The organism is Caballeronia sp. LZ065, assembly GCF_031450975.1.
In the GTDB taxonomy this organism is placed as follows: Bacteria; Pseudomonadota; Gammaproteobacteria; order Burkholderiales; family Burkholderiaceae; genus Caballeronia.
In genome coordinates this window covers 1,238,832-1,256,846 of sequence record NZ_JARUXV010000003.1, presented here as the reverse complement: position 1 = coordinate 1,256,846, position 18,015 = coordinate 1,238,832, and the positions used below count along the sequence as shown (strand labels likewise).

At 64.6% G+C, this 18,015-nt stretch carries 19 protein-coding genes; 13 read left to right on the top strand and 6 right to left on the bottom strand.

What is annotated here, in order from left to right; translation table 11 throughout:
• The first annotated feature begins 166 nt into the window (after positions 1-166).
• Both QCE63_RS25735 and QCE63_RS25730 read left to right on the top strand, forming a co-directional pair.
• Positions 167-580, top strand: a complete 414-nt coding sequence (locus tag QCE63_RS25735) for a hypothetical protein (protein ID WP_309837012.1) — start codon at positions 167-169, stop codon at positions 578-580.
• Positions 581-782: 202 nt separating this feature from the next.
• Positions 783-1,685 carry a fructose bisphosphate aldolase gene (locus tag QCE63_RS25730; RefSeq protein ID WP_404990176.1) on the top strand — a complete coding sequence of 301 codons (903 nt, stop codon included), beginning with the start codon at positions 783-785 and terminating at the stop codon, positions 1,683-1,685.
• Positions 1,686-1,715: 30 nt separating this feature from the next.
• Here the strand turns inward: QCE63_RS25730 and QCE63_RS25725 are convergent, their stop codons facing one another.
• Positions 1,716-2,948, bottom strand: coding sequence for an FAD-dependent oxidoreductase (locus QCE63_RS25725; protein ID WP_309837008.1), 1,233 nt, complete (start codon positions 2,946-2,948; stop codon positions 1,716-1,718).
• 260 nt (positions 2,949-3,208) lie between these two features.
• Between QCE63_RS25725 and QCE63_RS25720 the strand changes: the two genes are divergently transcribed.
• Entirely contained in the window at positions 3,209-3,511 is a 303-nt protein-coding gene (locus tag QCE63_RS25720) for a DUF4148 domain-containing protein (protein ID WP_309837006.1), read from the top strand.
• Between the two features lie 70 nt (positions 3,512-3,581).
• On the opposite strand, the gene QCE63_RS25715 is transcribed toward QCE63_RS25720, so the two are convergent.
• On the bottom strand, positions 3,582-4,523 hold the full coding sequence (locus QCE63_RS25715; protein ID WP_309837340.1) for a LysR family transcriptional regulator: 942 nt from the start codon (positions 4,521-4,523) through the stop codon (positions 3,582-3,584).
• Positions 4,524-4,634: 111 nt separating this feature from the next.
• Here QCE63_RS25715 and QCE63_RS25710 point away from each other — a divergent pair, with 111 nt between their 5' ends.
• The 8 genes from QCE63_RS25710 (at position 4,635) to QCE63_RS25675 (ending at position 12,963) form a co-directional block, all read left to right on the top strand.
• Positions 4,635-6,146, top strand: coding sequence for a CoA-acylating methylmalonate-semialdehyde dehydrogenase (locus QCE63_RS25710; RefSeq protein WP_309837004.1), 1,512 nt, complete (start codon positions 4,635-4,637; stop codon positions 6,144-6,146).
• Positions 6,147-6,339: 193 nt separating this feature from the next.
• Positions 6,340-7,254 carry a LysR family transcriptional regulator gene (locus QCE63_RS25705; RefSeq protein ID WP_309837339.1) on the top strand — a complete coding sequence of 305 codons (915 nt, stop codon included), beginning with the start codon at positions 6,340-6,342 and terminating at the stop codon, positions 7,252-7,254.
• Positions 7,255-7,280: 26 nt separating this feature from the next.
• Positions 7,281-8,372 carry a nitronate monooxygenase gene (locus tag QCE63_RS25700; RefSeq protein WP_309837001.1) on the top strand — a complete coding sequence of 364 codons (1,092 nt, stop codon included), beginning with the start codon at positions 7,281-7,283 and terminating at the stop codon, positions 8,370-8,372.
• A gap of 116 nt (positions 8,373-8,488) precedes the next feature.
• Entirely contained in the window at positions 8,489-9,427 is a 939-nt protein-coding gene (locus QCE63_RS25695) for a TauD/TfdA family dioxygenase (protein WP_309836999.1), read from the top strand.
• Between the two features lie 52 nt (positions 9,428-9,479).
• Positions 9,480-10,541 carry an ABC transporter substrate-binding protein gene (locus QCE63_RS25690; protein ID WP_309836996.1) on the top strand — a complete coding sequence of 354 codons (1,062 nt, stop codon included), beginning with the start codon at positions 9,480-9,482 and terminating at the stop codon, positions 10,539-10,541.
• 22 nt (positions 10,542-10,563) lie between these two features.
• Positions 10,564-11,388, top strand: a complete 825-nt coding sequence (locus tag QCE63_RS25685; protein WP_309836995.1) for an ABC transporter permease — start codon at positions 10,564-10,566, stop codon at positions 11,386-11,388.
• Between the two features lie 10 nt (positions 11,389-11,398).
• The gene (locus QCE63_RS25680) at positions 11,399-12,181 is read left to right on the top strand and encodes an ABC transporter permease subunit (RefSeq protein ID WP_309836993.1); all 783 of its coding nucleotides are present in this window, start codon (positions 11,399-11,401) and stop codon (positions 12,179-12,181) included.
• An 11-nt stretch (positions 12,182-12,192) separates the two neighbouring features.
• On the top strand, positions 12,193-12,963 hold the full coding sequence (locus QCE63_RS25675; RefSeq protein ID WP_309836991.1) for an ABC transporter ATP-binding protein: 771 nt from the start codon (positions 12,193-12,195) through the stop codon (positions 12,961-12,963).
• Here the strand turns inward: QCE63_RS25675 and QCE63_RS25670 are convergent.
• The 4 genes from QCE63_RS25670 to QCE63_RS25655 form a co-directional block, all read right to left on the bottom strand.
• Positions 12,960-13,346, bottom strand: a complete 387-nt coding sequence (locus tag QCE63_RS25670) for an ester cyclase (RefSeq protein ID WP_309836989.1) — start codon at positions 13,344-13,346, stop codon at positions 12,960-12,962. The two genes, QCE63_RS25675 and QCE63_RS25670, sit on opposite strands and share 4 nt — an antisense overlap.
• A gap of 22 nt (positions 13,347-13,368) precedes the next feature.
• On the bottom strand, positions 13,369-13,980 hold the full coding sequence (gene leuD, locus QCE63_RS25665) for a 3-isopropylmalate dehydratase small subunit (protein WP_309836987.1): 612 nt from the start codon (positions 13,978-13,980) through the stop codon (positions 13,369-13,371).
• Positions 13,977-15,371 carry a 3-isopropylmalate dehydratase large subunit gene (gene leuC / locus QCE63_RS25660; protein WP_309836985.1) on the bottom strand — a complete coding sequence of 465 codons (1,395 nt, stop codon included), beginning with the start codon at positions 15,369-15,371 and terminating at the stop codon, positions 13,977-13,979. The genes leuD and leuC overlap by 4 nt, the downstream gene beginning before the upstream one ends.
• A gap of 68 nt (positions 15,372-15,439) precedes the next feature.
• Positions 15,440-16,168: a GntR family transcriptional regulator gene (locus QCE63_RS25655; protein WP_309836983.1), complete on the bottom strand. Its 729-nt coding sequence runs from the start codon at positions 16,166-16,168 to the stop codon at positions 15,440-15,442.
• A 107-nt stretch (positions 16,169-16,275) separates the two neighbouring features.
• Here QCE63_RS25655 and QCE63_RS25650 point away from each other — a divergent pair, with 107 nt between their 5' ends.
• Both QCE63_RS25650 and QCE63_RS25645 read left to right on the top strand, forming a co-directional pair.
• The gene (locus QCE63_RS25650) at positions 16,276-17,235 is read left to right on the top strand and encodes an ABC transporter substrate-binding protein (protein ID WP_309836981.1); all 960 of its coding nucleotides are present in this window, start codon (positions 16,276-16,278) and stop codon (positions 17,233-17,235) included.
• Positions 17,232-17,984 (top strand): ABC transporter permease, encoded by a 753-nt coding sequence (locus QCE63_RS25645; protein WP_309836979.1) that lies wholly within the window; start codon positions 17,232-17,234, stop codon positions 17,982-17,984. Before QCE63_RS25650 ends, QCE63_RS25645 begins: the two co-directional genes overlap by 4 nt.
• The last annotated feature ends 31 nt before the right edge of the window (positions 17,985-18,015 follow it).

Sequence of the window (18,015 nt, the reverse complement as noted above, 5' to 3'; positions counted from 1 at the left end):
TCAAAGCGCACGTTGCGCGCGGGCTAAGCGAATCCCATGCGCAAGGCAAGCATTTTTTGTACGAATTGTTGAGCGTCTTTCGTCTGCTTGTTGTGACGCGACAACGGTAAAACGTTTGGCGGCGGGCTAACATCACCGGCACCTCATCGCTCAGAAGAGGACATTCGTGAGCACGGGCCAAGACGATCTCGAAACATGGAAGCGCCGCCGCACCGCGGAACTGGCCTTCGAACTGGCCGATACCGGCCGCTATGAAAATTTCACCGACATCGCCTATGCGCTGCAATTCGAACGCGGCATGTCGAGTGCGCAGGCCTTGATCGATGACCCCGAAATACGCCGGCAGTTGAATGCGCGTTGCGGCGATGCCAGAGAAAGACTCGCGCCGCTTCCCGAGCCTGAAGTGACTGCTCCGGCGCCATCGAGCGAAACATCCTGTGTCGCGTCGAACGATCATGCGGAACTCCCGCAAGCCGCTGATTTCGCACGCGCGCCTTCCGCGCTGCGCCGTGTCATGCGGTTCTGGCGCACAGGCGTCAAGCCTGTTGGCGCAAGCGACCTCGGGTCCGCCGCGTCCTGAGCCGCATCAAGCGGCTTATTCACGTCAGCAAGTGCGCTAACGCACGATAGCGGCCCATTCGCGGCTGCTTTGCTGGCAAACGCGGCTTTGCGCGCCTTTTATATCCGTCAAAACCATTACACTTGAGGAAGCTAATCCATAAGCCCGGGTAAAGGCGTGAATTCGAATGCGCCGAACCTGGTGTTTGAACTTCGAGGAGGAAATGTTCGTGGCTAACGAAAAGATGCTCGCGCAAATGGCTGAGAAGAATGGTTTCATCGCTGCTCTGGATCAGAGCGGCGGTTCGACGCCAGGTGCGCTCAAGCAATATGGCATTCCGGAAGACGCCTATAACGGCGACGCCGAAATGTTCAAGCTGATGCACGAGATGCGGGTGCGCATCATGACGGCGCCTTCGTTCACGGGCCAGAAAGTGATCGGCGCCATTCTGTTCGAGCGCACGATGGATGGCGAAGCCGGCGGCAAGCCGGTGCCCGCGTTTCTGTGGGAAGACCGCGGCATCGTGCCGTTCCTGAAGGTCGACAAGGGTCTGGAAGCGGAAGCGGACGGCGTGCAGGTGATGAAGCCGATCCCCGGTCTCGACGACCTGCTCGCGCGCGCAGCCAAGCTCGGTGTGTTCGGCACGAAGATGCGCTCGGTGATCCATCAGGCCGACGCGAAGGGCATTGCCGCTGTGTCGAAACAGCAGTTCGAAGTCGGCGCACAGATCATCAAGCACGGTCTCGTGCCGATCCTCGAACCCGAAGTCTCGATCAAGAGCCCGGACAAGAAGGGCGCGGAAAAGATCCTGCGCGACGAACTGCTCAAGGGCCTCGACGCGCTGCCTGAATCCAGCCAGGTGATGATCAAGCTGACCATCCCGGACGAGGCGGATTTCTACCGTCCGCTGATCGAGCATCCGCGTGTCGTGCGCGTGGTGGCGCTGTCGGGCGGCTATACGCGTACCGACGCATGCAAGAAGCTCGCGCAGAACCACGGCATGATCGCGAGCTTCTCGCGCGCGCTCATCAACGAGCTGAAGAAGTCCATGAGCGACAGCGAGTTCGACAAGACGCTCGATCAGTCGATCAACGAGATCTACGACGCGTCCGTGCAGAAGGTCTGACGCTTCGCAGCCTCACAGCATCGTAGCGAGTCAGCTGCGATGCGTCGGCGGCGGCGTCTGCACCACGGGCGCTGCCGCCTGGAACAGCGCCTCGCGCGTGCCGTTCCTTGGCGGATAGATGCGCTCGCCGTTGATCGTGCGCTTCGTCTGTTTGGCCGTCTCGCCCTGCGAGACCAGCTGCCTGTCCCATCCCTCCGTATACACCGCGCCCCACGGTCCGAGATCGCAGATGGTCGTGTACCAGTCGATCGACAGCGGCAACATCTCGATCCCGAACAGATCGCACACGGCGTTGTGACCAGCATAGCGTCCCATGGGCCTGCCATGCTGGCACGACATGACCGAAGGCCGCGTGCCGTCGATCAACAGGCGCGCGCAGTCGCCCGCCGCGAATACCCCAGGCACGCCTTCCGCGCGCAGGAAAGTATCGACGGGCACGCGGCCGAGTGGATCCAGCGTCACCGGTAGCTGCGCCGCCAGCGCATTCGCATGCATGCCGCCGCACCAGATGACCGTCGCGGCCTCAATGGTCTCGCGCGTGGCGCCGTTCGTGAGCGTGACGCCGCGTTCATCGAGCGCTTCCAGCGACACGCCCGGCCGCAACTCCACGTCGAGCGTACTCAACGCGTCCTCGATGACCGGCTGCGCACCGCCCATCGCCTGCGCGATGCGCGCCGAACGATCCGCAAGCACGACACGCACGCGGCCGCGCTCGTCTTCCGCGACGATTTCGCGCAGCCGCGCAGGCAGTTCCGCCGCGAGTTCGATGCCCGTCAGACCCGCGCCGATCACGATCGCCGTGTAGCGGCCGGGTGTATCGGGCAGCGCAGGGAGCGTCAGCAGATGCGCCTGCAAACGGCATGCGCTCGCGTAGGTATCGACATCGAAGGAATGGTGCTCGAGGCCGGGAATGGGCGGGCGTACCAGCACGCTGCCTGCCGCGAGGATCAGCCGGTCGTAGTCGAGCGTTTCGGATGTCCCGTCTTGCGCGACCGTCACGCGGCGGTTCGCGCTGTCGATGTCCGTGGCCTTTGCCTGGATCAAGCGCACGCCCGCCGGGCCGAGCACGGTATCGAGCTGGACGAGCGTGGGGTCGAGCGGCTGTTCGTAGTTGCGTACCCGCACGCTGTGGAACGGCGCCGGATTGATGATGGCCACGTCGGTTGGCCCGGCGGCGGGGCCGATTTCGTCGAGCTTGCGCGCGGCGGACAGCGCGCTCCACAGTCCCGCGAAACCCGCGCCGATTACCAGGATGCGCTTCAAGGCGATTCTCCTGTCTAAACGATCGTTCGCGCCAAAAGCCACGCTAGTTCTTATTTATAGCCGATACGGATCGCTATCGTCCGGCTTCGCGTGCGCCCGGATTAGTCTGTTTTTCGCCAAAAGTGATTTCGCAGATTAGGTATTTACCCTAGATGAAGCGATGCCTACACTTGCCTCAACGGTCGCAAACGAAGCAGCAAGTCAGGCAACAAGGCAGCGTGAGCGACAACCCAAAAACTGAAGGTACGGAGGAATCAATCATGAACAAGCTCATCGGTATTGCAGCGGTCGCTCTTGCTTTTGCCGCTCCGGTCGCATCTTTCGCGCAATCCAGCCAACCTTTGACGCGCGCTGAAGTCCGCGCGCAGATCGTGCAACTGGAAAAGGCAGGCTACAACCCGGGCGTCGTCAACGACACCACGTATCCCGCCGACATCCAGGCAGCCGAAGCGCGTGTCGCAGCGCAGGGCGCCTACGGCGGTGTCGCGGATGGCGGCTCGCAATCGGGCGCACGCATCACCACGATTCAAAACGACGTGACATCGACGTTCGCGCATCACTAAGCAAGCAGCAGCACCCCAAGCGACGCGCCCGCATTCATGCGGGCGCGTTTTGCGTTCAGAGTCCGGCAAATCAAAGCGGAAACCCGCCCGAAAAGGTTTCGCGCAAATAGCCGATGAACAGCGCGACGGCTCGCGGCACATGCGGCGAATAAGGCCGCACCACGAAAAGCTGATCCGCGAATGCGCCGACCGGCCGCCATTCCGGCAGCAGCACCACGAGCTTGCCCGTTTGCACCGCCGCCTGCGCGGTGAAATCCGGCAGCAACGCGATGCCCAGGTCATCGAGCGCGGCGTCGCGCAACACTTCGCTGTTGTTCGCTTCGAACGGCCCGCTGACGGCCAGCGTGGTCGGCCCCGCCGAACTCTTGCGGCTCCCCTTGCGCTGGAACGACCAGATGCTGGCCGACTGCGCGCGCGGATAGACGAGGCAGTCGTGCGTGGCGAGATCGTTCGGCGTCTGCGGTGTGCCGCGCCGCTTGAGATAGGCGCGCGTGGCAACGATCACCGAATACGTGTCGCACAGTTTCCAGGCCACGTGCGTGTCCGGCACCTGCGCGCTGTGACGCACCGCGAGATCGAAACCCTCGGTGGCGATGGAACTCAGTCGGTCGGCGGCCTCCAGTTGCACGCGCACGTCCGGATGCGCATGCAGGAACCCCGACATCTTCGGCACGAGTTGCTGGCGTGAGAACGCCATCGGCGCGGTCAAGCGGATCAGCCCGCGCGCGACGCCCGCCATTTCCCTTACGCTCAGAAAGCTCGACGCGATGTGCTGGTATTGCTCGCGCGTGTCATCGACGAGCCGGCGGCCTGCCTCGGTAAAACGCACGCTGCGCGTGGTGCGCGTGACGAGCGGCACGCCCGCCGCGCGCTCCAGTTCCGCGATGCGCTGGCTCATGGCCGCCTTCGAGACATTCAGGCGCGCGGCCGCCGCCGTATAGCTGCCCTGTTCCGCGAGCACCGTGAGCCAGTGCAAATGGGTCCAGAGAGCCTCGATCTTTTGCTCTTCCATCTGCTCATTGTTCGCCAGAATAAACAATGAGTTCAATCATAGCGTCTTTGCGCGCGGCCCGATGCTTCCTACACTGTGACCATTGCCCAAACATTCAGTGAAGGAGACGAGATGCAAGCGTTCAACGACACCGCCGACGTGGTCCATTACATCCACGGTCAACGGACGAACGGCTCGGCCACGCGCACCCAGCCGGTCTTCAACCCCGCGACGGGCGAACGTCCGCGCAAGCTCGTGCTCGGCGAAGCCGCCGACGTGGACGCCGCCGTGGCCAGCGCGAAGCAAGCGTTTCCGGCCTGGCGCGACATGCCGCCCATCCGCCGCGCGCGCGTCATGCTCAAGTTCCTGGAGCTGATGAACAAGCATCGCGACGAACTCGCGGCCATCATCACCGCCGAGCACGGCAAGGTGTTCTCGGATGCGCAGGGCGAGGTGTCGCGCGGTATCGACGTGATTGAATTCGCTTGCGGCATTCCACAACTGCTGAAGGGCGACTACACCGAACAGGTGTCCACCGGCATCGACAACTGGACCATGCGCCAGCCGCTCGGCGTCGTCGCGGGCATTACGCCGTTCAACTTCCCGTGCATGGTGCCGTGCTGGATGTTCCCGGTCGCCATCGCGGCGGGCAATGCGTTCATCCTGAAGCCGAGCGAGCGCGATCCGTCGGCGTCGCTGTTCATGGCGGAACTGCTCAAGCAAGCCGGCTTGCCCGACGGCATCTTCAACGTCGTGCAGGGCGACAAGGTCGTCGTCGATGCGCTGCTCACGCACCCGCAAGTGAAGGCGATCAGCTTCGTCGGCTCGACGCCGATCGCCAACTACATCTACGAGACGGGCGCGAAGCACGGCAAGCGCGTGCAGGCGCTCGGCGGCGCGAAGAATCACATGGTCGTGATGCCGGATGCGGATCTCGATCAAGCCGTCGATGCGCTGATCGGCGCGGGCTACGGCTCGGCGGGCGAGCGCTGCATGGCCATCTCGGTGGCGGTGCTGGTGGGCGATGTCGCGGACAAGATCGTGCCGCGTCTCGCCGAGCGCGCGCAGCAGCTCAAGATCAAGAACGGCATGGAAGACGATGCCGAAATGGGCCCGATCGTCACGCGCCAGGCGCTGGAGCGCATCGAGGGCTATATCGCGATGGGCGTGGACGAGGGCGCGAAGCTGGTCGTCGATGGCCGGGGCTTCAAGGTGCCGGGTCATGAAGACGGCTTCTTCACGGGCGGCACGCTGTTCGACCACGTGACGCCGGAGATGCGCATCTACAAGGAAGAGATCTTCGGACCGGTGCTCGCCTGCGTGCGCGTGAAGGACTTCAGCGAAGCCGTGGAGCTCGTCAACGAACATGAGTTCGGCAATGGCGTGGCCTGCTACACGCGTGATGGCCACATTGCACGCGAGTTTGGACGCCGCATCGAAGTGGGCATGGTCGGCATCAACGTGCCAATCCCCGTGCCGATGGCCTGGCATGGTTTCGGCGGCTGGAAGCGCAGCCTGTTCGGCGACATGCACGCGTATGGCGAGGAAGGCGTGCGTTTCTACACGAAGCAGAAGTCGATCATGCAGCGTTGGCCCGAAAGCACCGAGAAGGGCGCCGAGTTCGCGATGCCGACCGCGAAGTAAGGCATCGCTTGCCATCTCAATGGCACGCTTGCAAACAGCGCCCGCTTTTTCCTGACCGGAAAAGCGGGCGTTTTTTTTGAGCTGACGCATCTGTTCCACGCCGTCACAAGTCAAATGCATGCGCGTCGATTGACTCGCACGCCGCGCATGGCGAAGATGCAGCACAGTGAACCGGGACGTAGTGTCCACCATCATGCAGCGGCAATTCGACGACCTTCTTCTTGGCAGCATCGAGCTGTTCTGCCTCGCGGCTGAACTCGGCAGCTTCACGCTGGCCGCAACCGCAGCGAGCGTCACGCCCGCTGCCGTGAGCCGTTCGGTCGCGCGGCTGGAAAAGCGTCTCGACGTGCGGTTGTTCGTGCGCACGACGCGCCAGATCCGCCTGACCGATGCCGGGCGCCGTTACTTCGAGCAATGCCGCGACGCGCTCAATCGTCTGGCTGAAGCCGAGCGCGAAGCCACCGGCCAGCAGACCACGCCGAAGGGCGTGTTGCGCATCAGCATGCCGACGCCTTACGGGCACTTTCGCATGCTGCCCATCCTCGCGGAATTCCGCGCGCGCTATCCCGATGTGACAGTGGAAGCGCATCTGAGCAACCGCAATATCGACTTCGCCGAGGAAGGCTTCGATCTCGCGATCCGCGGCCGCGCGCCGCGCGATTCCGGCCTGATCGCGCGCAAGCTGGAGGACGCGGAACTCGTGATCGTGGGCTCGCCCGCTTACGTGGAGCGGGCGGGTGTGCCGCGCACGATCGAAGACCTGAACCATCACGACTGCATCCAGTTCGAGATGCCGAGCACCGGCCGGCCCGTGCCGTGGCGCTTCATGCAGAACGGCGACGCCGTGGAGCGGGTGGTGGACGCCGTCTACGGCACCTCCGGCGACGCGCTCGCGGGCGTTCCGCTCGCGCTGCATGGCGCGGGATTGTTCCAGACCTACCGCTTCGTGGTGGACAAGGAACTGCGCGCGGGCACGCTCGTCGAGGTGCTGCGCGAGGCCGGTGGATGCAGCCGGCCGTTCATCCTGCTTTATCCGCACGGCAGGCATCTGTCGTCGCGCGTGCGTGCGTTTGTCGACTTTGTGGTCGAGAAGCTCGGCACGCGCTGAATGCAACCTTCAAGGGACGATCATCCATGAGCACGAACCCATTGACATCGCTACTCGGCATCCGGACGCCGATCATCCAGGCGCCGATGGCAGGCGTCAGCACGCCGGCGCTCGTCGCGGCCGTATCGGAAGCGGGCGGGCTGGGCTCGCTCGGCGTCGGTGCAATGAACGCCGAAGGCGCGCGCAAGGTCATTCGCGAGACCCGCGCGCTGACTTCCCGCCCCTTCAATGTCAACGTCTTCTGTCACGCACCGTCGACCGCCAACGCGGCCGTGGAGAAGGCATGGACCGACTGGCTCGCGCCGGTATTCGCGCAATACGGCGCGACGCCGCCCGCCACGCTGAGCGAGATCTATACGAGCTTTGTCGTCGATGAAGCGATGCTCCAGGTCTTTGTCGAAGAGAAGCCGGCGGTGGTGAGCTTTCACTTCGGGCTGCCGTCGCAGCGTGCGATCGATGCGTTGCGCGGCGCGGGCATCAAACTGATTGCATCCGCAACCAATGTGCGGGAAGCCGAACAGGTGGCGGCGGCGGGCGTGGACGCCATCGTGGCGCAGGGCATCGAGGCGGGCGGGCATCGCGGCCTCTTCGATCCCGCTGGAGAAGACGACAAACTCGGCGTGCTGGCGCTCACGCGTCTCCTGGTGCGGGCCTTCGATGTTCCGGTGATCGCCGCAGGCGGCATCATGGACGGCGCGGGCATTGCGGCGGCGCTGGCGCTGGGCGCGCAGGCGGCGCAGCTTGGCACGGCCTTTGTGCCGTGCAAGGAGACGTCGATCGATGCGGGCTACCGGCGTGCCTTGCTGAGCGATGCGGCGCGCCGCACGACCTTCACCACCGCGATCTCGGGCCGCGAGGCGCGCAGCCTCGTCAACCGCTTCACCGAATTCGGCCGCAGCGCGCAGGCGCCCGTGATTCCTGATTATCCGGTCACCTACGACGCCGGCAAGGCGCTGCATGCGGCCGCGAAGGCGCAGGGCGAGTTCGGCTATGGCGCGCAATGGGCGGGGCAGGCGGCCGCGCTGGTACGCGAACTGCCGGCGGCCGAACTGATGGCGCGGCTCGAAGAGGAGTTGCAGGAAAGCATCGCGGGCCTGCGTCAATATGAATCGCGCTGATCGCTGTAAAGCTTAGTCGAAACGCTTCGTTGGTCGAATGTGCTGTCGATGCTTCAATGATTCCGTCGCGCTGAACGCGGCTGCATCCGACAAACGCAACCCAACGGAGTGTCCCGATGTCCACGAGCCCCACACTCGCCGCCGACGCCGCGCGCGAACCCGTCACGTCGAATGAACCGTTCCAGGTGCGTCCCATAGGCGGACGCATCGGCGCTGAAGTGCGCGGCGTGACGCTGTCCGCTGACCTCGACGATGCCGCCATCGGCGCAATCAATCAGGCGCTGCTCAAGCACAAGGTGCTGTTCTTTCGCGGCCAGTCGCATCTCGACGACGCCGCGCAGGAAGCCTTCGCCGCGCGCTTCGGCGAAACGGTGGCGCATCCGACGGTGCCATCGCTTGCCGGCAGCAGCCGCTTGCTCGAACTCGATTCGAAACACGGCACGCGCGCGAACTCCTGGCATACCGACGTCACTTTCGTCGATGCCTATCCGAAGATCTCCATCCTGCGCGGCGTGGTGATTCCGCCCGCCGGCGGCGACACGGTCTGGGCCAATACGGCGGCCGCCTACGACAACCTGCCGCCGCCGCTGCGCGCCCTCGCCGACGAGTTATGGGCGCTGCACTCCAACACCTACGACTACGCCGCGACGCGCAACGTGCCCGACACCGATTCCGAGCGCGCGTATCGCAAGCAATTCACCTCGACGCTCTATGAGACCGAGCATCCGGTCGTGCGTGTGCATCCGGAAACGGGCGAGCGCACGCTCGTGCTCGGTCATTTCGTGCAGCGCTTTAGCGGACTGTCGCAGCGCGATTCGGATCGGCTGGCCGAACTCTTCCACGATCACGTCACGCGTCTGGAGAACACCGTGCGCTGGCGCTGGACCCAGGGCGACGTCGCGATCTGGGACAACCGCGCGACCCAGCATTACGCGGTGGCGGACTATGGCGACGCGCATCGCGTCGTGCGCCGCGCGACGGTTCATGGCGACGTGCCCGTGGGCATCGACGGACGCCGCAGCCGCATCGTCAAGCAGGAAACGCGCGCCGCCTGACGCGCTTCTCCTCGCGCTATAGCGGCGTCAACCCTTCTTCAGCCTGAGCAAGATGACATCAAGATTCAAGTTTCTCGCCTTTACGGCGACGCTGTTCGCCGCGCTCAACGGCCCTGCGCAAGCCGCCGATCCCGCCGTGGTCCGCATCGGTGTGGCGCAACAGGGCAGTGGCGATCCGCCCACGTTCGGGGGTTCACCGGCCGCGACCGCGCAGTTGCAGCATCGCGTGGAAGATGCGTTGTCCGGACAGGCCAAGGTGCAATGGCTGTTCTTCAAGGGCGCGGGGCCGGCGGTGAACGAGGCGCTCGCGAACCAGCAGATCGACTTTGCTTATCAAGGCGATCTACCTTCGGTGCTGGGCCGCGCGAATGGCTTGAAGACGCATCTGCTGCTCGCTTCGAACGTGCGCACCGGTGTGTATCTGGCCGTGCCGCCGGACTCCGGCATCAAGAGCGTGAAGGACCTGAAGGGCAAACGCGTCGGCCTGTTTCGCGGGACCAACCTGCAACTCGTGGCGGACAACGTCCTCAAGGAAAACGGCCTGAGCGAGCGCGATCTGCGCGTCATCAATCTCGACACGGCGGCCGCGCAGGCGGCGCTTGCATCGAAGGGCGTCGATGCCGTGTTCCTCGACTACTCGCTGTTCAAGCTGCAACGCCAGGGGTTGGCGAAGATCGTCTACGCATCGCGCGATGACGGCGTGCAGCTCACGCGACAGGCTCACTTGCTCGTACTCGACGACTACGAGCAGAAGCACCCCGAGATCGTGCAGAAAGTGGTGACGGCGGTCGTGCAGGCAGCGCAATGGTCGTCCGACGAAGCCAACCGCGATGCGCTCTTCACGCTGTGGGCAAAGAGCGGCGTGCCAACTGAATCGTGGCAGGCGGAGTATGCGAAGCAGCCGTTGAAGGACCGCATGTCGCCGCTGATCGATCCGTTCCTGGTGGCGCGCTATCAGTCCGTCGCCGACGATGCGCTGCGCCTCAACCTGATCCGTCAGCCCGTCAGCGTGAATGGCTGGTTCGAGCCGAAGTATCTCGACCAGGCGTTGAAGTCGCTGAAGCTCGAAGCTTACTGGCCGCGCTTCGATGCGGCGGGCAAACCTATCGCTTGATGGTTCGAGGAGACCCATAAAGATGGCCCGTACCTTGACCCGTGTAGCGCTGCCTTCCGTGCGTCCGCGCCGGACGCCTTCCAACGACGCGCTGCGCGCCGCCGTCTGGACCGCGTTGCCCTGGCTTCTGCCCGCAGGCTGTGCGCTGCTCTGGGTGCTCGGATCGCACTATGGATGGATCTCGGCGCAAGTGCTGCCGCCGCCCGGGCTCGTCTTCGACACGCTGGCGGCGCTGGTGAGGAGCGGCGAGTTGTGGCTGCATCTCTCCGCGAGCATGACGCGCGCGTTAGTGGGCTTTGGTGGCGGTGTGGTGCTCGGCGTGCTGCTGGGCGGCGCGCTCGGCCTGTCGCGCACGCTCGAAGCATGGGTGCTGCCGAGCTTCAACGCCATCGTGCAAGTGCCGGTGCTCGGCTGGCTGCCGTTCCTGATGATCGTCGTCGGCATTGGCGAGCCGTTGAAGTATTTGTTGATCGGACACGCGGCGCTCGTGCCGGTCACGCTCTCCACGCTGCAAGGCTTTCGCAACACGCCGCGCGGTTTGCGGGAAGTGGCAGCGGCGTATCGCTATACACGTTGGCAAGTGATTGCGCGCGTCACGCTGCCCGCCGCGATTCCGGTGATCGGCACCGGCGTGCGGCTCGCGTTCACGAAGGCGTGGCTGACGCTGGTGGTGGTGGAGCTGGTCGCGTCGTCGGAAGGACTCGGCTATCTGATCGTCTATGGACGGCAACTGTTTCAGCTCGATCTCGTGCTGGCTTCGGTACTGATCGTCGGCGCGATCGGTTACGCGGCGGACCGGTTGCTCACGGCGTTCGAGCGCAGGCTCCAGCGGGGCCGCGCTCACTGAGGAGATGAATATGTCCACGCTGGAACAGGAACAGATTGCGGTGAAAGGCTCGTGGCGCGGCGCCGTGCTGCCGGTTGCTGCGCTCGCGCTGTGGTGGTGGCTCGCGCGTCACGCACAGGCCGATCACGGCATCCTCGTCTCGCCGGGGCGCGTGTGGCAGACGGCCGTCGAACAGACCCGCAGCGGGGCGCTGATGCGTGCGCTCTCGGCCTCGCTGGCGCGCGAACTGACGGGCTTTGCCATCGGCGCGACGCTCGGACTCGTGCTCGGGGCGCTGCTGGGCGTGTCGAAGCTGGCGAATCGCGCCATCGCGCCGAGCTTCAACACGTTCAAGCAAGTCTCGCTGTTCGCGTGGATTCCGTTGATCTCCGTATGGTTCGGGCTCGGCGATGTCGCGAAGGTCGTGTTCCTTTCGCTGGCCGCGCTGGTGCCGGTCGTCGTGCACACCAGCGACGGCATTCGCGCCGTATCGCCCACTTATCTCGACGTGGCGCGCGCGTACCGCTATGGCCGCTTGCAGACGCTGGCGTTCGTCGTGCTGCCCGCCGCGTTGCCGTCCATCTTCACGGGCGTCTATCTCGCGCTCATCTATTCGTGGCTCGCGACGCTCGGCGCCGAGTATCTGCTCGTGGCGGGCAGCGGCATCGGCAATTTGCTCGTGGATGGCAGCGAACAGTTCCGCATGGATCTCGTCGTGTTCGGCGTGATCGTGGTGGGCATCACGGGATGGGCGCTGAACGCCCTTGCGCGCGGCGTGCAGCGCCGCTGGTTCGGCGCGTCGCGCGCGGTTTGAGGAGAGTCAACATGGCAAGCCTGATCGAACAGGGAAGCGGCCTGACGCTGCGGCACGTGAGCAAGCGCTTCAGCGACGACACCGCGCCGCCGGTGCTGGATCGCATCGAGCTGTCGATTGCGAGCGGGGAGTTCGTGAGCATCGTCGGCGCCAGCGGCTGCGGAAAGTCGACGCTACTGCGCCTCATCGCCGGGCTCGATCCCGCGCATGACGGCGAGATCGAGTTCGACGGAGAGCGCGTCGTCACGACGGATCTGTCACGCGGCATCGTGTTCCAGGATCATCGGCTGTTTCCCTGGCTGAATGTCGCGCAGAACGTGGCGGTGGCGCTGCGCAATGCGCCGCTCACACGGGCGGAGAAGGCCCGCGCGGTTGCGGAGCATGTCGCGCTCGTCGGTCTCGAAGGATACGAACGGCACTATCCGCATCAGTTGTCGGGCGGCATGGCGCAACGCGTCGCGATTGCGCGCGGGCTCGTCAACCGGCCGCGCCTGCTGTTACTCGACGAACCCTTCGGCGCACTCGACGCGCTCACGCGCTCGCGTCTGCAAGCCGAGTTGCAGCGCATCTGGGCGCATGAGCGCATCACGATGGTGTTGGTCACGCACGATGTTGAAGAGGCCGTGCTGCTGTCGGACCGCATCGTCGTGATGGAGGCGCGGCCGGGGCGCATCGGCGACGTGATCGACGTCACGCTGCCGAGGCCGCGCAAGCCGGGCGATCAGGGCGTCGGCAGGCTGCGCGACGAGATCGTCGGCCGGTTCTTCACGGAAAGCGTCTAGAGCTGCGCTTCGATCGCAGCCTTGTCGATCACCGACCAAACCTCGGTAATCTTGCCGTCGCGGAACGCATAGAAGACGTTCTCGCAGAACGTCACGCGGCGGCCGTCGATCTTCAGGCCCATGAAGTCCGCCTGCGGCGAACAATCGAAGCGCAGACGGCTGGCGATGCGCGGCGGCTCCGCCACCAGCAATTCGATGTTGAAGCGCAGATCAGGAATATCGCGGAAGTCCTGCTCCAGCATCCGCCGATAACCCGCCAGACCGAACGCGCGTCCGTTGTGCTGTGCGGTTTCGTCGACGAAGTTGCCTAGTTGGTCCCAGTCCTGCGCATTCAGACAGTCGATATACGCGCGATAGATTGCCGAGAGTTCGTCCGGTGTCATGGTGTCGGTGCGTGCGTGAGGATCACGCCGAAGCATAAACCCACGGCCGCCGCGCGCGGTCCGCGCGTTGGAACTCGGCGACGCGCGCTTCCCGCGCCACGGCCTGATCGACGTCGTCCTGACCGTTCAACAACGCAACGCGCTGCGATTCGGGCAAGCTGAACGCAAACGGTTCGAGGCCCGGAACACGCACCTGGCAGGCTTGCAGGTCCACCGTCAGCAACTCGCCGCGCGCCGCGACCGGCATGATCGCGGCAATTTCCTCGGGCGCGAGACGCACAGGCAGCACGCCGTTCTGGAAGCAGTTGTTGTAGAAGATGTCGCCATAGCTCGACGCGATCACGCACCGTATGCCGAACTCGTCGAGCGCCCACACGGCCATTTCACGCGAACTGCCACAGCCGAAGTTCTTGCCGGTCACAACGATACGCGCGTCGCGAAACGGCGGCTGGTTCAGCACGAAATCCGGGTTCTCGGTGCCGTCCGGCCGATATCGCAGCGTCTCGAAGGCCCACGGCTGGAACTCGCCGCGCTTCAGTTGCGAGATACGCTCGATCCGCACGATCAAGTCCGTATCGACGTCATCGCGGTCGATCACGGCGGCATGTCCCGTACACACGTCGAAGGCTTTCATGCGGCTCCCTGGATTTCGCCTGCAAGCGCCGAAGCGGCGGCCGTTGCCGGGTTGGCGAGGTGTGTCATCACGCCCGGTCCCTGCCGTCCGACGAAGTTGCGATTCGAGGTCGACACGCAGCGTTCGCCGCTTGCGCCGAGATCGCCGTTGGCACCGACGCACATCGAGCAGCCCGGCTCGCGCCATTCGAAGCCTGCGTCGCGGAAAATCTGGTCGAGTCCCTCGCGTTCGGCCTGTTCGCGCACCGGCAGCGAGCCCGGCACGACCCACGCGTTCACGTGCTTCGCCACGCGTGCGCCGCGCACGACCTGCGCGGCGGCGCGCAGATCGGAGATGCGGCTGTTCGCACACGAGCCGATGAACACCCGGTCGATGCGCGTGCCTTCCATGCGCTGTAGCGGCTTGAGCCGCATATAGCCGAGCGCCGCTTCTGATTGCGCGCGCCGCTGAGGATTCGGCTCGGCGGCGGGATCGGGCACATAGCCGTCGATGCATACCACCTGCTCGGGCGTCGTGCCCCAGGTGATCTGCGCATCGATGCCTTCGATATCCACGTCCACGTCCTTGTCGAAGATCGCGTCGGCGTCCGTCGCCAGTTGCCGCCAGGCGGCGACGGCGGTGTCGAACGCATCGCCCTGCGGCGCGAAAGGACGGCCGCGCAGATAGTCGAAGGTGACATCGTCGGGCGCGATCATGCCGAGACGCGCGCCCATTTCAATCGCGAGATTGCAAAGCGTCATGCGCGCTTCCATGTCGAAGCTACGCACCGCGTCGCCAGCGAATTCGAGCGCGTGACCCACCGCGCCCGCCACGCCCAGCTTGCCGATCACATGCAGGATGACGTCCTTCGCCGTCGCGCGCCGCGCAGGTGTGCCGCGCAGCGTCACGCGCATGCGCGCGGGCTTGCGCTGGCGCAAGGTCTGGCTCGCCAGCACCTGCACCTGCTCGGACAAGCCGATCCCCCAGCCCATTGCACCAAATGCGCCGTGCGTGCAGGTATGGCTGTCGCCGCAGACGAGCGTGGTGCCGGGCAAGGTCAGCCCTTGTTCCGGCGCAATGACGTGGACGATGCCCTGGCGCGCGTCGTCGAGATCGAAGCGTTCGATCTTCAAACGATGTGTCTGCTCGCGGAACGCCTCGACCATTTCGGTGGCCCACGGCTGATCGCCGGCGCGGCGTCCCGGCACGCTCGATATCACGTGATCCGGCGTCGCGAAGGTCAGCGCCGCGTCGCGCACGCCGAGCCCGCGCCGCTCCAGCACGCGGATCGCTTCGACGGCAGTCAGTTCATGCAGCAGATGGCGATCGATATGCAGGACCGTGGTGCCGTCGCTCAACTCCTCGACGACATGCGCGTTCCAGACCTTGTCGAACATCGTTTGCGCGCTCATTCTTCGCCATCCTGATGAGTCGTCATGTGGGATGTCATATTTGTCTCCTCCTCCTTCAGACTGCGATTTCAGCTCAGCGGCGCACCCAGGCCCGCGAGCGCGGGCAGTTGCAGGATCAGGTCGGCGGAATGCCAGAGATGGCGCTTCATGGCCTGATAGGCCATGTCCGCATTGCCCGCAAGGATGCCCTCGGCGATGTCCTCATGTTCCGCGAGCGCGTTCTTCATCATCTGCGCGCTGCCGATCTGCTGGCGCAACTGGATCATGAACACCGGCAGCTGATATTTGTCGATCAGTTCGCCCAGTTGCGGATTGCCGCACATGTGCACGATTTCCTGATGAAACGCCCGGTTGTCGACGATGAAGCGCTGGAAGTCCGGCCGTTCATTGTGAACGCGGCCTTGCTCCAGCACGGCGATGAAGCGCGCGCGGTTGTCGCCGACATCGATGTTCTGCGCAGCCACCCGAGCCGCATAGCCCTCCAGCGCTTCGCGAATCTGATAGACGTGCGCCACCTCGGCCGCCGACAGGCTGCGCACCACCGCGCCGCGATTCGGCACGACATCGATGAGGCCGTCCGCTTCCAGCCGTCGGAACGCTTCACGCAGCGAGCCGCGGCTGATGCCGAGCTGCTCGACGACATCGCGTGAAATCAGCCGCTGGCCGGGCACGAGCCGCCCTTCGAGGATGCGGTTTTTCAGTTCGGCCGCGATGCGCTCGACGGTTTCGCCCGAGCGGCCGACGCTTTCGATGTCGGCTTCGAGGTCAGCGGGAACAGGGATATGAGGGAAGTCCATGAGCGGATTGTCCAATAGTTTCCGTTGACGCGCCATACGTTTTAACATTTAATTCAAACAAAAGTGTTCGACACTTTGATCCACAACACTACAAATTCGGAGACAACATGAAGGGTTTGATGCGCTTGGGCGCGGTGGCGCTGGCGGTATCGGGGTGGATGTGCGCGGCGAGCGCGTATGCGGCGGATGTGGTGCGTATCGGCGGGACGAGCAACTACGGGCCGGTGCTGCCCGTCATGGCCGCCCAGGAACTCAAGCTGTTCGACAAGGTGGGCGTGCAGACGCAGTTCACCGGCTTTCCGGGCGGCGCAGCGTGCATGGAGGCGCTGGCCGCGAACGAAGTCGATATCGTCAATTTCTTTCCGCCGGGTCTCGCGCTGGCCAAGAAGCGCGGCGTGAAGGCGACCATCGTCGGCGCGGACTCGTTGACGCCGCGCGGCTGGGACGTGATCGTCAAGAAGGATTCGCCGCTCAAGACCGTCAAGGATCTCGCGGGCAAGAAGGTGGGCATCTCGGCCACCGGCTCGACGACGGACTTCTTCGGACTGTGGGCGGCCAACGAAGCGGGTGCGCCGGTGAACCGCATTCCGGTAGGCGGTCCGGGCATGGTGCCGAACCTGCTGTCGGGCAACGTGGATGCGATCGTCGCGTATCCGCCGCTCAGCTACAAGATGTTGCAGGCGGGCACGGGCCGCAGTCTGGTCGATTTCGGCAAGGCCATGCCGGCCAACGTGCCCGACGTGTGGATGGCTTCCGACGAGATCCTCGCGAAGAATCCGGACGGCGTGAAGAAGACGCTGATTGCGCTGTACAGCGCGGTGGTCTACATGCAGGCACACCCCGAGTGGACGATTGCGTTCATCCAGAAGCAGACCGGTCTGCCGCCGGAAATCGCCAAGCTGGAATACGACAACACCATCAAGGGCCTCTCGCCTGACGGTTCGATCAAGGCCGAGTGGGTCGAGGAATCGCTCAAGCTCGCGAAGCTCGCCGGCATGAACGACACGCCGCCCGCGAAGGACCTGTTCACCACGCGCTTCGTGCCCGTGAAGACGGTGGCCCCATGAGCCCCTGGGCACGACGTCTCACGCAGGCGGCGATCATCGCGGGCTTCGTGCTCGCGTGGCACCTGACGGTGGCGGGCCGCTTCGTCGATCCGATGCTGCTGCCCGGACCCGCCGAAGTGTTCGCCCGCATGCTCCATCTGCTCGGCGACGCGCAGTCGCTGCACCACCTCGGCGTGACGCTCGGCGAGGTGATGCTGGCGGTGGTGCTGGTCACGCCGGTGGGCATCGCGCTGGGCCTGTTCCTCGGCGAGAACGCGTACTGGGGCGCGGCCTTCCGGCCGCTGTTCTACTTCATGTCGAGCGTGCCGAAGTCGGTGTTCCTGCCGGTCTTCATTCTCGCGCTCGGCATGGGCTTTTCGCAGAAAGTAGCCTTCGGCATGTTCCAGGCGATCTTCGTGCTGGTGGTCGCGGCGATCGCGGCGGCGGAAAGCGTGCCGGTGGACTACGTGCGCACGGCCCGCTCGTTCGGCGCGACGCGCGCGCAGATCTATCGCCATGTGTATCTGCCCGCGATGCTTCCGGTGATTCTCGAAGGCCTGCGCCTCGGCATGATTTTCAACATCACCGGCGTGCTGTTCGCGGAGATGTATGTGTCGCGCGCCGGACTGGGCTATCTGATCGCCAACTGGGGCATGAACTTCGACATCGTCAGTCTGCTGGCGGGCATCGTGCTCGCGAGCCTCGTGTCGATCATGGTGAACGAAGCACTGCGCTGGTACGAGCATCGGGTCGGCGCCTGGCGCGGCTGACGATGTTGGTACAACCCCACGACAACACACA